Genomic DNA, 12,557 nt, shown 5'->3' with positions numbered 1-12,557 from the left:
AATAATAAAAAATGCTCTTTAATGCGTTTTAGTAATTAGCAAAACCATGTCGTGGCAAAGGGGAGCGAATGTCCTTGTGGTGGTTCGCACCAGACTCTAGGCTAGTGAAAGTGTTTCATAAGGAGCTTTACCATGAATGAGTCATTGATTGTGCTGGGGATCTTCGTGTTCCTGGTGCTGGCCACCCTGAGCGCGGGCATCAAGATAGTGCCCCAGGGTTTCAACTGGACTGTGGAGCGCTTCGGCCGCTACACCCGTACCCTCTCCCCCGGTCTCAACCTGCTGATCCCCTATGTGGACAGAGTCGGCCACAAGATCATCATGATGGAACAGGTGCTGGACATCCCGGCCCAGGAGGTGATCTCCCGGGACAACGCCAACGTCACCATAGACGCCATCAGCTTCGTGCAGGTGGTGGATGCCCGAAAGGGAGCCTATGAGGTCAACGATCTCACCAGCGCCATCCGCAATCTCACCATGACCAACATGCGGACAGTGCTCGGCGCCATGGAGCTGGACGAAATGCTCTCCCAGCGCGACACCATCAACGAGAAGCTGCTGCGCACCATGGATGCGGCCACCGCCCCCTGGGGCATCAAGGTGACCCGGATCGAGATCAAGGATGTGCGCCCGCCGCTGGCCCTGGTGGAAGCCATGAACGCCCAGATGAAGGCCGAGCGGCAGAAGCGGGCCGAGGTGCTGGAGGCCGAAGGGGTGCGCCAGTCCAAGATCCTGAAAGCGGAAGGGGAGAAGCAGTCCCAAATCCTCAAGGCCGAGGGGGAACGCCAGGCCGCCTTCCTTGCCGCCGAGGCGCGGGAGCGTGCCGCCGAGGCGGAAGCCAAGGCGACTCATATGGTCTCCAAAGCCATCGCCGAGGGGGATATGCAGGCCATCAACTACTTCGTGGCCCAGAAATACACAGAGGCCCTGGCCCGCATAGGTGAGGGGCCCAACAGCAAGATCATCATGATGCCGCTGGAGGCGGGCAGCCTGATTGGCTCGGTGGCGGGCATGGCCGAGCTGTTCAACAAAGATGGCAAGGTCGGCAAGTCATGACAGCCCTGTTCGAGGGGCTGACCCACTGGCACTGGCTGGGGCTCGGTTTCGTGCTGCTGGCCATAGAGGTGCTGGGGTCGGTGGGCTTTCTGCTCTGGACCGGCATAGCCGCGCTAGAAGTCGGGCTGATCCTGCTGCTCTGGCCCTTCGGCTGGCAGGCCCAGCTGCTGCTGTTTGCGGCGCAGTCCCTGGTGACCACCTGGGCCTGGTGGCGCTGGCAGCACAAGCGCGACCGCTCGAGCCGCGATGCGGCCGCCCCCATCAACGAGCGGATGCAGAGCTATCTGGGGCGGGAGCTGACCCTGCTGGATGAGGTGAGCCAGGGAACAAGCCGGGTGCATCTGGATGACACCGTCTGGACTGTGCGCTGCCCTGTGCCGCTGCCGGCAGGCAGCCGGGTCAAGGTGGTGGGGGCCGACTCCCACATTCTGCTGGTGGAGCCGCTGCCCTGACTGGGCAGCATCAGCCCCCGCAGTGGCCATAAAAAAACGGGCCCGGCGTTACCGCCGGGCCCGTTTTTTTTATGAGGTGCAGGCTTAGTTGGCCTTGGCATCGCTCACAGCAGCTTCTGCCTTGGTGGCCACGTCAGCAGCAGCCTTCTCGACGGTAGCAGACGCTTCGGAAGCAGCCTTCTCTACGGTAGAGGCAGCTTCGCTAACAGTTGCAGCAACGTCGGCGGCCGGAGTAGCAGCCGGAGCGGCGGCTTCTTCTTTCTGACCACAGGCGGTCAACATCAGACCCAGGATACCGGCTACCAGTACTTTGTTCATGTGCATACCCTCAAAAAAAGATGGAGAGATGGTGTCAATAACCATCACTGTGCGTCTTCGCCCCCGGTAAAACAGCGAGCCACCGGGAGTCAGGAGGCGCGCGAAATATATCCCCATATGCGGCCAATGAAAACGCGTATCACAATGATATTTTCTCGTTGGCTAGATAAAAAGAACTACTGCAACGACAAATATTAATACAATACGCCTTTATTGACGCAAGACAGCACAATTAAACACCAACAAGAGAACGATTGTCAGTCAATCGTTGCCATTTCGGCAGCCATCACCCAGATAGTGAAAGTGACCTCAATCAGACAGCTTCTGACAAATCAGCCGCCGCCCCTGGCTGTCGCTCTCTCTGGCCAGATCCAGCAGCGCCATCACCGCCAGGGCCTCCACCGCGGGCACAGGGTTGCTCGCCTCCCCCCTGATGGCGGCGCAGACACCGCGGTAGTAAGCGCCGTAATCCCCGGCCTCCCCGCTCACCGCCTGCACCAGGGGCTGCCCCTCCACCATGCGGCTGAGCTGGCCGGGTTCGGGATCCTGGCCCCAGTTCACCGCGGGCGGGCGCAGGCCGAGCTTGAGCTGCTCCTCCTGCACATCCATGCCGAACTTGATAAAGGATCCTTCGCTGCCGTGGATGACGAAGCGCGGCATGGTGGCAGAGACCAGACAGCTGCCGTGCAGTATCACCCTAAGCGCGCCGTAGCCCAGCACCACATGGAAGTAGTCATCGCTCAGTGCCCCCGGGCGCTGGGCGGCCAAATCCGCCTGGATCCAGTCAGGCTGGCCAAACAGCTGCAACGCCTGGTCCAGGATGTGGGGACCGAGATCGAACCAGAGCCCGGAACCCGGGCCGCCCGCCTCGCGCCAGCGCTGACGGACTTGTGGGCGGTAGCGATCGAAATGGGATTCAAATTGAGCTATTTTGCCCAGCACCCCTTCCGCCAGCAGGCGGCGTACCGTGAGAAAGTCGCCGTCCCAGCGTCTGTTGTGGAAGATGCTGAGCAGCCGCTGCTGCTTCTCGGCCAGCTCGACGAGCGCCTCTGCTTCGGCCAGATCCAGCGCGAACGGCTTGTCGATCACCACGTGCTTGCCCGCCAGCAGTGCCTGACGGGCGATGGGGGCATGGGTATCGTTGGGGGTCGCTATCACCACCAGATCGACAGTGCTGTCGGCCAGCACCTCGTCCAGCGAGCCGACGCAGCAACCGGGCAGCTCGGCCTGCACCTTGGCGGCATCCCGACTCACTACCCAGCGCAGGGCAAGCCCCGGGGTGCTTGTCAGGAAGGGGGCGTGGAAGGTCTGTCCTGCAAAGCCATAGCCCACCAGGGCGGCGTTGATTGTCTGATTCATGGGATTCTCCGCTGAACTGTCCAATATGATAGGCACCTGGCGAGGTTGCGCCCAAAAAAGAAGGGGGCCTAAAGCCCCCGTTTCGTTCATCAGAGCACAGGATTTATTGCCTGTGCAAGCGACGTTATCCATCAATGCCGGGGGTTGTGCCCCCGCGCATCAAGGCTGCAGGCAGAGGCGACGACCCTGCCGCGTCATCAGCATCAGCAAGGGGGGCAGCAGCAGCCACATGTGCAGTGCCAACTGGCTCAGGGGATCCGGCATCAGCCATCCGGTGATCCCCACCAGGGCGCCGGAGCCGCTCATCTGGAACAGGCCAAGCAGGGCGGCGGCGGTGCCGGCGCAGTGGCCGAAGGGGGCCAGCGCCATGCCGGCTGCGGCACCCAGTATCATGGCGAAGCCGATGCTGGAGAGGAACACGGGCCCCATCATCGCCAGCGGATGAGCCAGGTGCATGGTCAGCGTCAGCAGGATGGCCGACAGCAGCAGCACCAGCAGGCCGATACGCAGGGTGCGTCGCGGTCCCACTCTTGCGATGAAGCGCGGCGCCAGGAAGCAGGCGAGGATGTTGAGCGCCGCATTGGCGGTGAACCAGTAGCTGAAGCCGTTCATGTCCAGACCCAGCTTCACCATCAGCTGTACCGGCGCCGCCGTGACATAGGCCAGGATCACCGCCATCGCCAGCATGCAGAGCGCCGCGTTGAACAGGAAGCTCGGGGAGCGCAGCACAGGGCTGTAGCGGGACCAGCTGATGAGCGGGCCGCTGCTGCTGGTCTCCTCCGGGCGAGTCTCCGGCATGCGCCACAGCAGCCAGCTGCCGACCACAACGGCGTACCCGGCCATAAACCAGAAGTTGGCCGACCAGCCCGCCTTGGCGGTGAGCCAGCCACCGAGCAGGGGGGCCAGGGCGGGGATGAAGCAGATGGCGCCGTTCAGGTAGGAGATCATCTGACCGCTCTTTTTGGGGCCATAGCTGTCACGCACCACCGAGAAGGCGGCGACCGAGGTGGCACAGGCACCGAAGCCTTGCAGCACCCGCGCCAGCATCAGCTCGCCCAGGCTGGCGGCAAAGCCGGCGGCCAGGGCGCTCAGCCCGTAGAGCAGCACGCCGCCAAGGGCGATAGGCTTGCGGCCGTAGCGGTCGGCGAGCGGCCCTACCAGCAGCTGACCCAATCCCATGCTGAACAGGAACCAGGTGATGGTGCCCTGCATCAGGGTCACCTCGGCCCCCAGCTGCTCGGCCATCTGCGGGATGGCGGGCAGATAGATGTCGATGGCCAGCGGGCTGAACAGCACCAGGAGTACAAGCAGAAGAATCAATGGCATCAGTCACCTCAAGCCCTAGGGGGAAAATCGATTGGTGCGCGAGTCTACTGACTCAGAGTAATGAATTGAAATGGTATTTAATCACTTTGGTTATTCCTATGAGGAAAGATGTATTTTATCTGCCTCTCAGCAAGACCAAGGCAGCCCTCATCCGGTGCCGGATTGCAGGCAATTGGCGCTTTTACTAAACCCCTGCCCCGCATAGAATGCGCAGATTATTTTTTGCGGAGGTGTGCGATGAACAAGCTTGTCCTGGCAACAGGGAACCAGAAAAAGGTGAAGGAATTGGCCGCCATGCTGGCCGATATGAAGATCCAGGTGATCCCACAGAGCGAGTTTGCGGTCTCCGATGCCGACGAGACCGGCACCACCTTCGTCGAGAATGCCATCATCAAGGCACGCCACGCCGCCCGCATCACAGGCCTGCCCGCCGTCGCTGATGACTCAGGCCTCGAAGTGGACCTGCTGCACGGTCGCCCCGGCGTCTACTCCGCCCGCTTTGCCGGTGCCGGTGCCAGCGACAAGGAGAACATCGACAAGCTGCTGGCCGAGCTGCAAGGTGCCCCCGACTACCTCAAGAGCGCCCGCTTCTGGTGCGTGCTGGTCTATATGCGCCACGCCGACGATCCCACCCCCATCATCTGCCAGGCGAGCTGGGAGGGGATGATCATCGACGAGCCCCGTGGTCAGCACGGCTTTGGCTATGATCCCGTGTTCTTCGTGCCGGATCACGACTGCACCTCGGCCCAGATGCCGGCTGAGCTCAAAAACCAGCTCAGTCACCGTGGCCAGGCCCTGGCCAAGCTCAAGGCCGCATTGGCCGCGGCGCACTGAGACCCGACCGGGCTCCGGGATACGCCGGCACGCATTTCATCTACAATGGGGGCCGTCGGCCCCCGTGTTGCTTATGGCCTCCCGGCTCAACGAGCGCAGGCCCTCATTGACCATGAGGATCCAGCCAGGCCCCCGTTTTGATTTTTGATTATTGGAAACCCCATGCTGCAACTGCCGCCCCTCTCCCTCTATATCCATGTGCCCTGGTGCGTCCAGAAGTGCCCCTACTGCGACTTCAACTCCCACGCCCAGAAGGGGGAGCTGCCCCACCTCGAGTACGTGGCCGCCCTGCTGGAGGATCTGAGCCAGGATCTGCACTGGGCCCAGGGGCGCCCGCTCTCCTCCATCTTTATCGGCGGTGGTACGCCGAGTCTGCTCTCCGTGGAAGCCATGCAGGCGCTGCTGGACGGGGTGCGTGCCCGCATCGCCCTGACCCCGGATTGCGAGATCACCATGGAGGCCAACCCGGGCACGGTTGAGGCGGACAAGTTCGCCGGCTTCCAGCGCGCCGGCATCAACCGCATCTCCATCGGGGTGCAGAGCTTCCAGCAGGAGAAGCTGACCCGCCTCGGCCGCATCCACGGCCCGGAGGAGGCACGCAAGGCCGCCGAACTGGCCCATGCCATCAAGTTGCCCACCTTCAACCTGGATCTGATGCACGGCCTGCCGGATCAGAGCCTGGAGGACGCCCTCTATGATCTGCAGCAGGCCATGGACTGCGCGCCGCCGCATCTCTCCTGGTATCAGCTCACCATAGAGCCGAACACGGCGTTCGCCTCCAAGCCGCCCAAGCTGCCGGAGGATGACACCCTGTGGGACATCTATGAGCAGGGTCACGCCATGCTCACCGCCCAGGGTTATCAGCAGTACGAGATCTCGGCCTACGCCAAGGCGGGCTATCAGTGCCGCCACAACCTCAACTACTGGCGCTTTGGCGACTATCTGGGCATAGGCTGCGGTGCCCACGGCAAGGTGACGGATCTCGCGAACCAGCAGATCCTGCGCACCGCCAAGGTGAAGCACCCCAAGGGTTATCTGGACCCTGCCCGCCCCTATCTGGACGAGCAGTGGCAGGTGACGGCAGATGATCTGCCGCTCGAGTACTTTATGAACCGCTTCCGGCTGTTCGAACCGGCCCCCAAGGCGGAGTTCGAGGCCTATACCGGTCTGGAGCTGGAGCGGGTGGAGACGGTACTCGCCATCGCCCAGAGCAAGGAGCTTATCGAAGATCTGGGGGATAGCTGGCAGCTCACCGCCCTCGGCCATCGCTATCTCAACGTGCTTGCTCGAACTGTTTATGGATGAGTGAGCCCTGTTGAGGCGCAATCCTCACGTTGAGGTCTGGCGTTGCCAGACGTGCTTCTTCTGTCAAAACAATCAGGGCGCCATTGGCGCCCTGATTGTTTATGGTCGGTAGAAACCCGCTCAGCAGCAGACGCTGATCATCTGCTGTTGGCCGGGCTCCCACCGCTTGCCGAATTTGGCCTTGCGCTGGTAACTCCCCTTGCCCTTCTTGTTGCGCTCGACCCGGCTGCGAAACAGCGGATCACAGAGCAGGGCGTGCAGATGGTTATCCTTTATCTCGCCGCGCTGATGGGCATAGTTGCCCCCTTGCGCATGCTCCTCACGGGGGAGGGCGGGTTGGAATTTTGGCCATGATGGCTCCTCTTCTTTTCTTGGTGTGTTGATTCATGATGGCGGTTTTCGCTCGGGCGGATGCTGTTCAGGGAGCCCCGCCGGAATGCCGCAGCACCGGATACACAGGCAGCCGTTAACCAGCGCGGCCTGCAGGCCCTGCCTCACCACCTCGCCACCATCCAGGATGGCGGTTTTCGCCAGCCACAGCTGTGCACCTGCGTCAGCGCCCCCTGCCTGCAACCGGATGTGCCAGCACCACAGGTTTGTCGCCGTAGGGCCAAAGGCGCGCGATCGTAGCTGTTGCGCCCATCAGCAGCAATCGCGCTGCCATCAGGGCGCATTAGCCGGTCACGCGTCCAGCCAGGCGAGATCGTACCCCCGCGATGTCAGCCGTGAACAGAGACGGGTCATGCTGGTCGTGGTCGTGATGCTCGTGACGGGAAGAGGTGCCGGACTCCAGGGTCTCCAGGATGGCGCAGTGCTCCGCCGAGCGAGGGCCGCCGCAGCAGATGTCGGAGAGCGCCTTCAGGTTCTCCCGAAAGCGAGTCAGCTCGATAATCTTCTGCTCCACCTGTTCAAGCTTGGTGTCGGCCACCGCCTTCACCTCCTGACAGGTGACTTTGGCCTTGTTGGTGTCGAGGGCGAGCAGCTCACCTATGTCCGCCAGGGAGAAGCCCACCGACTTGGCGCGGATGATGAACTCCAGCCGCCGCCTGTCCTGCTCCCCATAGAGGCGATAACCCGACTCGTTGCGGATCCCCGGCGAGATGAGTCCGTTCTTCTCGTAAAAGCGCAGGGTGTCCGCCTTCACCCCGCACGCCTTGGCCAGTTCCCCGATCCGATACATGTCCCTCTCCCGCCAAACTTGGATATATGCCGCAACAAAAACCGGAATCCACTATCGCCCCTTTGCCCATGGATTGCCAGCCAAGGGCATAAAAGGGGCAGCCAAACATCTCTTCCCGGCCCTTTTTCCCATCAAAACACTGAAAAGACAAACGTTTCACAAAAAATCACCAGAAAACGTTTAACACCGCACCACACAAGGCTTTGTCTCTTTAAAAAATCCACCACAGCTCACATTTTTTGTGTAGAATACGCGCCCACAAGAGAGCGTCGCGTCAAGCGGGCATTTCCTAAAACGCGTTTGCCAACAGCAGGTCTTTTTGGCGAGAGTGGTTTGCGAAATCCCCCACTTCCATTTATTTGGGGACTCTCTGTGTTGAGCCTCGCCTCCCATGGAACGGTCCCCGTTATGCTGAGGACGATAGTGTGATGGAACAAGCTCGACCCATTCGCCGTGCGCTGCTGAGTGTGTCTGACAAGACTGGCATCCTGGAATTTGCCAAGGCACTCAACGAGCGTGGCGTGGCCCTGCTCTCCACCGGCGGTACCGCCAAGCTGCTGGCCGATGCGGGCCTGCCGGTGACCGAGGTCTCCGACTACACCGGCTTCCCCGAGATGATGGATGGCCGGGTCAAGACCCTGCATCCCAAGGTGCACGGTGGCATCCTCGGCCGCCGCGATCGGGATGACGCCATCATGGCCCAGCACGCTATCTCCCCCATCGACATGGTCGTCGTCAACCTCTATCCCTTCGCCGCCACCGTGGCCAAGCCCGGTTGCACCCTGGAAGACGCCGTCGAGAACATCGACATCGGCGGCCCGACCATGGTCCGCTCCGCCGCCAAGAACCACAAGGACGTCACCATAGTCGTCAAGGCTGCCGATTACGGCCGGGTGATCGCCGAGATGGATGGCAACGGCAACAGCCTGACCCTGGCCACCCGCTTCGATCTCGCCATCGCGGCCTTCGAGCACACCGCCGCCTACGACGGCATGATAGCCAACTACTTCGGCACCCTGGTCCCCTCCTACGGTGACAACAAGGAAGGCGATGAGGAGTCCCGCTTCCCGCGCACCTTCAACGCCCAGTTCATCAAGAAGCAGGACATGCGCTACGGCGAGAACAGCCACCAGGCTGCCGCCTTCTACGCCGAGGAGCAGGCCGCACCTGGCTCGGTGGCAAGCGCCATCCAGCTGCAGGGCAAGGCGCTCTCCTACAACAACATCGCCGACACAGACGCGGCGCTGGAGTGCGTGAAGGAGTTCGCCGAGCCGGCCTGCGTCATCGTCAAGCACGCCAACCCCTGTGGCGTCGCCATAGGTGAGGATCTGCTGGGTGCCTATGATCGCGCCTACCAGACCGACCCCACCTCCGCCTTTGGCGGCATCATCGCCTTCAACCGCGAGCTGGATGGCGCCACTGCGGCGGCCATAGTCGCCCGTCAGTTCGTCGAGGTGATCATAGCCCCCAGCATCAGCCAGGCGGCCCGCGAGGCGGTGGCCGCCAAGCAGAACGTACGTCTGCTCGAGTGCGGCCAGTGGACTGCCCCGGCCCAGGGCTTTGACCTCAAGCGTGTCAACGGCGGCCTGCTGGTGCAGGAGCGGGATCACGGCATGGTCACCCTGGGGGATCTGACAGTGGTCAGCCAGCGTCAGCCGACCGAGGCCGAACTCAAGGACCTGCTGTTCTGCTGGAAGGTCGCCAAGTTCGTCAAGTCCAACGCCATCGTCTACGCCAAAGACGGCCAGACCATAGGCGTGGGTGCCGGCCAGATGAGCCGGGTCTACTCCGCCAAGATAGCCGGCATCAAGGCCGAGGATGAAGGGCTGACAGTGGCGGGCTCCGTCATGGCCTCAGACGCCTTCTTCCCGTTCCGTGACGGCATAGATGCCGCCGCCGCCGCGGGCATCTCCTGCGTCATCCAGCCAGGTGGCTCCATGCGCGACAACGAGGTGATCGAGGCCGCCAACGAGCACGGCATGTGCATGGTGTTCACCAACATGCGCCATTTCCGTCACTGATGAGTCAGGGCCGCCACTGGCGGCCCTTTTGTTGTCTCTTTTCAACTGACTATTTTCAACCGCTGCCCCAGGCGGTTATCACAAATAGAAGCGAGCGATACGATGAAAGTACTGATCATTGGCAACGGCGGCCGTGAGCACGCCCTGGCCTGGAAGGCCAAGCAATCCCCCATGGTGACCCGGGTGTTCGTCGCTCCCGGCAATGCCGGCACCGCCCACGAGGGCAGCATAGAGAACGTCGCCATAGAGGCGACCGACATCCAGGCCCTGCTGGCCTTCGCCAAGGCCCAGCAGATCGGTCTCACCATAGTCGGGCCGGAAGCGCCCCTGGTGAAAGGGGTGGTGGATGCCTTCCGTGCCGAAGGGCTCGCCATCTTCGGCCCGACCGCCGCCGCCGCCCAGCTGGAGGGCTCCAAGGCCTTCGCCAAGGACTTCCTGGCGCGCCACGCCATCCCCACTGCCGACTACCAGAACTTCACCGAGGTGGAGCCGGCGCTGGCCTACCTGCGCGAGAAGGGTGCCCCCATCGTCATCAAGGCTGACGGTCTGGCCGCCGGCAAAGGTGTCATCGTCGCCATGACCCTCGAAGAGGCTGAAGCGGCGGTGCGTGACATGCTCTCCGGCAATGCCTTCGGCGACGCCGGCGCCCGTGTGGTGATCGAAGAGTTCCTGGACGGGGAAGAGGCGAGCTTCATCGTCATGGTGGACGGCGAGCACGTATTGCCCATGGCCACCAGTCAGGATCACAAGCGGGTCGGCGACGGCGACACCGGCCTCAACACCGGCGGCATGGGGGCTTACTCCCCGGCGCCCGTGGTGACAGATGCGGTGCATCAACGCGTGATGGAGCAGGTGATCATGCCGACGGTGCGCGGCATGGCGGCCGAGGGCAACGTCTACACCGGCTTCCTCTACGCCGGCCTGATGATAGACCCCCAGGGCAACCCCAAGGTGATCGAGTTCAACTGCCGCTTCGGCGACCCCGAGACCCAGCCCATCATGCTGCGGATGCGCTCCGATCTGGTGGAGCTCTGTCTGGCCGCCTGTGCCGGCAAGCTGGATCAGGTCGAAGCCATCTATGATCCCCGCGTCGCTATCGGCGTGGTGCTGGCGGCGGGCGGTTACCCCGGTGACTACCCAGCAGGGCAAGCCCATCAGCGGCCTGCCGGTGGAAGAGGCGAGCGGCGAGAAGGTATTCCATGCCGGCTCCCAGCTGGCGGGAGACACCATAGTCACCGCCGGTGGCCGCGTACTCTGCGCCACCGCGCTGGGCCACACCGTCGCCGAGGCGCAGCAACGCGCCTACCAGCTGGCGGGTCGCATCCAGTGGGACGGTGTCTTCTATCGCAAGGACATCGGCTGGCGCGCCATCGAGCGCGAGCAGGCCAAGTAAAGGCTGCCTCCCCCATCGAACACAAGGGCCTGCGGGCCCTTTTTGCTGCCCAGGCCATCGGGGGCGCGGATAACCGCCCAGTCAGGCCCAGACTTCCCCCTAAGCCCGATGTGGTGGTGGCAAGGCGGCATCCATCCCCTTGGCACCGCTCTCCGCCTCGGGCGAATGACCCCGGGTTGTCGCCAATTTTCCGCCCCCGGCTCACCCCCTTCTGACTACATATGTACAGCACAATGCACACATTTCGTCACAATTGGTCGCACTTTCCCCATACAATTGCCCCGCTTTCATGGCATCATGCTGTATGATACCGCACTCAAATGAGTGCCATAAGAACCTGCAATATCGTCGTCTCATAAGGAAATCCCATGTTGAAAACTGTGCGTCCCCTGCTGCTGCCCCTGATGTTTGGCCTGATGACCCTGCCCGCCATGGCCGGCGATCTGGAGCAGCCGATGAAGAAGATCGGCTTCAACTACAAGCAGGCCGTCAAGGCAGATGATGCGGCCACCATGGAGAAACACATCAAGGAGATGAAGGCCCAGCTCGATGTGGCCAAGGAGAGAAACATGCCGGCTGCCAAGAAGGAGAAGTTCCTCGAGGGCATGAACAAGGTGCAGAGCGAGCTGGATGCCAGCCTGGCGGCCCTGCAGGCCGGTGATCAGGAGAAGGCCCAGGCCCATCTGGCCAAGGTCAACGACCTGAAGAAGGAGTACCACCAATATGCCAAGCAGAAAGGCTGATCCCTTCCACTGGGATGGTCTGGTCCGCCTCACCCACTGGGGTGTGGCAGCTGTCTGCATCGGCAACCTCTGGCTCAATGAGGCGGGAGAGGAGTGGCATGAATGGCTGGGCTATGGCGCAATGGCCCTGATCGGGTTGCGCCTGCTGTGGGGGCTCACCCTGGCACGGGGCCATGCCCGCCTGAGCGCCCTCATCCCGAGCCGGGACGATTTCCGCCAGCAGGCGGTGGCGCTGCGCGAGCGCGCCCCCGCGGCGCCCGGCCATCACGGCAGCGGCAAGCTGGCGGTCTGGGCACTCTGGCTGCTGGTGCTGGCGACCGCCGGCAGCGGCTGGTTCCAGAATACCGAGACCGGCTTCGAGCTGGGAGCGGACGACTGGCATGTCTGGTGTACCTGGGCACTGCAGGCCATGATAGCCCTGCACCTGTGCGCCATCGTCTACACCTCCTGGCGTCAGCGCAGCAACCTGGTGACCCGGATGCTGCCCCGCCGCCGGCGCCGGGTGCCAGAGCGTCAGCAGGAACCCCATTCCTAAAGCAGACGGGCACCTCGGTGCCCGTCTTACTTTCC

11 protein-coding genes and 2 pseudogenes are annotated in these 12,557 nt (G+C 62.6%); 8 read left to right on the top strand and 5 right to left on the bottom strand.

The window, feature by feature from the left end; genetic code table 11:
• Window positions 1-132: 132 nt before the first annotated feature.
• Window positions 133-1,056: an SPFH domain-containing protein gene (locus ACF2JD_RS14610; protein ID WP_025328220.1), complete on the top strand. Its 924-nt coding sequence runs from the start codon at window positions 133-135 to the stop codon at window positions 1,054-1,056.
• Complete coding sequence (locus ACF2JD_RS14605; protein WP_106885852.1) at window positions 1,053-1,508, top strand: NfeD family protein; 456 nt, start codon at window positions 1,053-1,055, stop codon at window positions 1,506-1,508. Before ACF2JD_RS14610 ends, ACF2JD_RS14605 begins: the two co-directional genes overlap by 4 nt.
• Window positions 1,509-1,592: 84 nt before the next feature.
• On the opposite strand, the gene ACF2JD_RS14600 is transcribed toward ACF2JD_RS14605, so the two are convergent.
• The 3 genes from ACF2JD_RS14600 to ACF2JD_RS14590 all read right to left on the bottom strand — a co-directional run bounded on the left by ACF2JD_RS14600 (window position 1,593) and on the right by ACF2JD_RS14590 (window position 4,511).
• Complete coding sequence (locus ACF2JD_RS14600) at window positions 1,593-1,826, bottom strand: hypothetical protein (RefSeq protein WP_025328222.1); 234 nt, start codon at window positions 1,824-1,826, stop codon at window positions 1,593-1,595.
• A gap of 309 nt (window positions 1,827-2,135) precedes the next feature.
• Window positions 2,136-3,185: an oxidoreductase gene (locus ACF2JD_RS14595; RefSeq protein WP_440987666.1), complete on the bottom strand. Its 1,050-nt coding sequence runs from the start codon at window positions 3,183-3,185 to the stop codon at window positions 2,136-2,138.
• Window positions 3,186-3,344: 159 nt separating this feature from the next.
• Entirely contained in the window at window positions 3,345-4,511 is a 1,167-nt protein-coding gene (locus ACF2JD_RS14590; protein WP_162519103.1) for a multidrug effflux MFS transporter, read from the bottom strand.
• A gap of 237 nt (window positions 4,512-4,748) precedes the next feature.
• Between ACF2JD_RS14590 and rdgB the strand changes: the two genes are divergently transcribed.
• Both rdgB and hemW read left to right on the top strand, forming a co-directional pair.
• Window positions 4,749-5,345: an RdgB/HAM1 family non-canonical purine NTP pyrophosphatase gene (rdgB, locus tag ACF2JD_RS14585; protein WP_025328225.1), complete on the top strand. Its 597-nt coding sequence runs from the start codon at window positions 4,749-4,751 to the stop codon at window positions 5,343-5,345.
• Window positions 5,346-5,507: 162 nt separating this feature from the next.
• Window positions 5,508-6,654: pseudogene (gene hemW / locus ACF2JD_RS14580) on the top strand (radical SAM family heme chaperone HemW).
• 116 nt (window positions 6,655-6,770) lie between these two features.
• Here hemW and ACF2JD_RS14575 read toward each other — a convergent pair.
• Together ACF2JD_RS14575 and zntR are read right to left on the bottom strand one after the other, a co-directional pair.
• Window positions 6,771-7,034 carry an alternative ribosome-rescue factor A gene (locus ACF2JD_RS14575; RefSeq protein WP_440987704.1) on the bottom strand — a complete coding sequence of 88 codons (264 nt, stop codon included), beginning with the start codon at window positions 7,032-7,034 and terminating at the stop codon, window positions 6,771-6,773.
• 289 nt (window positions 7,035-7,323) lie between these two features.
• Window positions 7,324-7,830, bottom strand: coding sequence for a Zn(2+)-responsive transcriptional regulator (zntR, locus tag ACF2JD_RS14570; protein WP_440987665.1), 507 nt, complete (start codon window positions 7,828-7,830; stop codon window positions 7,324-7,326).
• Between the two features lie 428 nt (window positions 7,831-8,258).
• Here zntR and purH point away from each other — a divergent pair, with 428 nt between their 5' ends.
• The 4 genes and pseudogenes from purH to ACF2JD_RS14550 all read left to right on the top strand — a co-directional run bounded on the left by purH (window position 8,259) and on the right by ACF2JD_RS14550 (window position 12,522).
• A complete protein-coding gene (gene purH, locus ACF2JD_RS14565; RefSeq protein WP_106885846.1) occupies window positions 8,259-9,851 on the top strand; it encodes a bifunctional phosphoribosylaminoimidazolecarboxamide formyltransferase/IMP cyclohydrolase in 1,593 nt (530 codons plus the stop codon).
• Window positions 9,852-9,953: 102 nt separating this feature from the next.
• A pseudogene (gene purD, locus ACF2JD_RS14560) lies at window positions 9,954-11,244 on the top strand (phosphoribosylamine--glycine ligase).
• Window positions 11,245-11,612: 368 nt separating this feature from the next.
• Window positions 11,613-11,987 (top strand): cytochrome b562, encoded by a 375-nt coding sequence (locus ACF2JD_RS14555; RefSeq protein WP_025328232.1) that lies wholly within the window; start codon window positions 11,613-11,615, stop codon window positions 11,985-11,987.
• Window positions 11,968-12,522, top strand: coding sequence for a cytochrome b/b6 domain-containing protein (locus tag ACF2JD_RS14550; protein ID WP_139745777.1), 555 nt, complete (start codon window positions 11,968-11,970; stop codon window positions 12,520-12,522). Before ACF2JD_RS14555 ends, ACF2JD_RS14550 begins: the two co-directional genes overlap by 20 nt.
• The last annotated feature ends 35 nt before the right edge of the window (window positions 12,523-12,557 follow it).

This window comes from Aeromonas ichthyocola, from assembly GCF_046087985.1.
In the GTDB taxonomy this organism is placed as follows: domain Bacteria; phylum Pseudomonadota; class Gammaproteobacteria; order Enterobacterales; family Aeromonadaceae; genus Aeromonas; species Aeromonas rivipollensis.
This window is presented reverse-complemented; position numbering and strand designations above follow the sequence as displayed.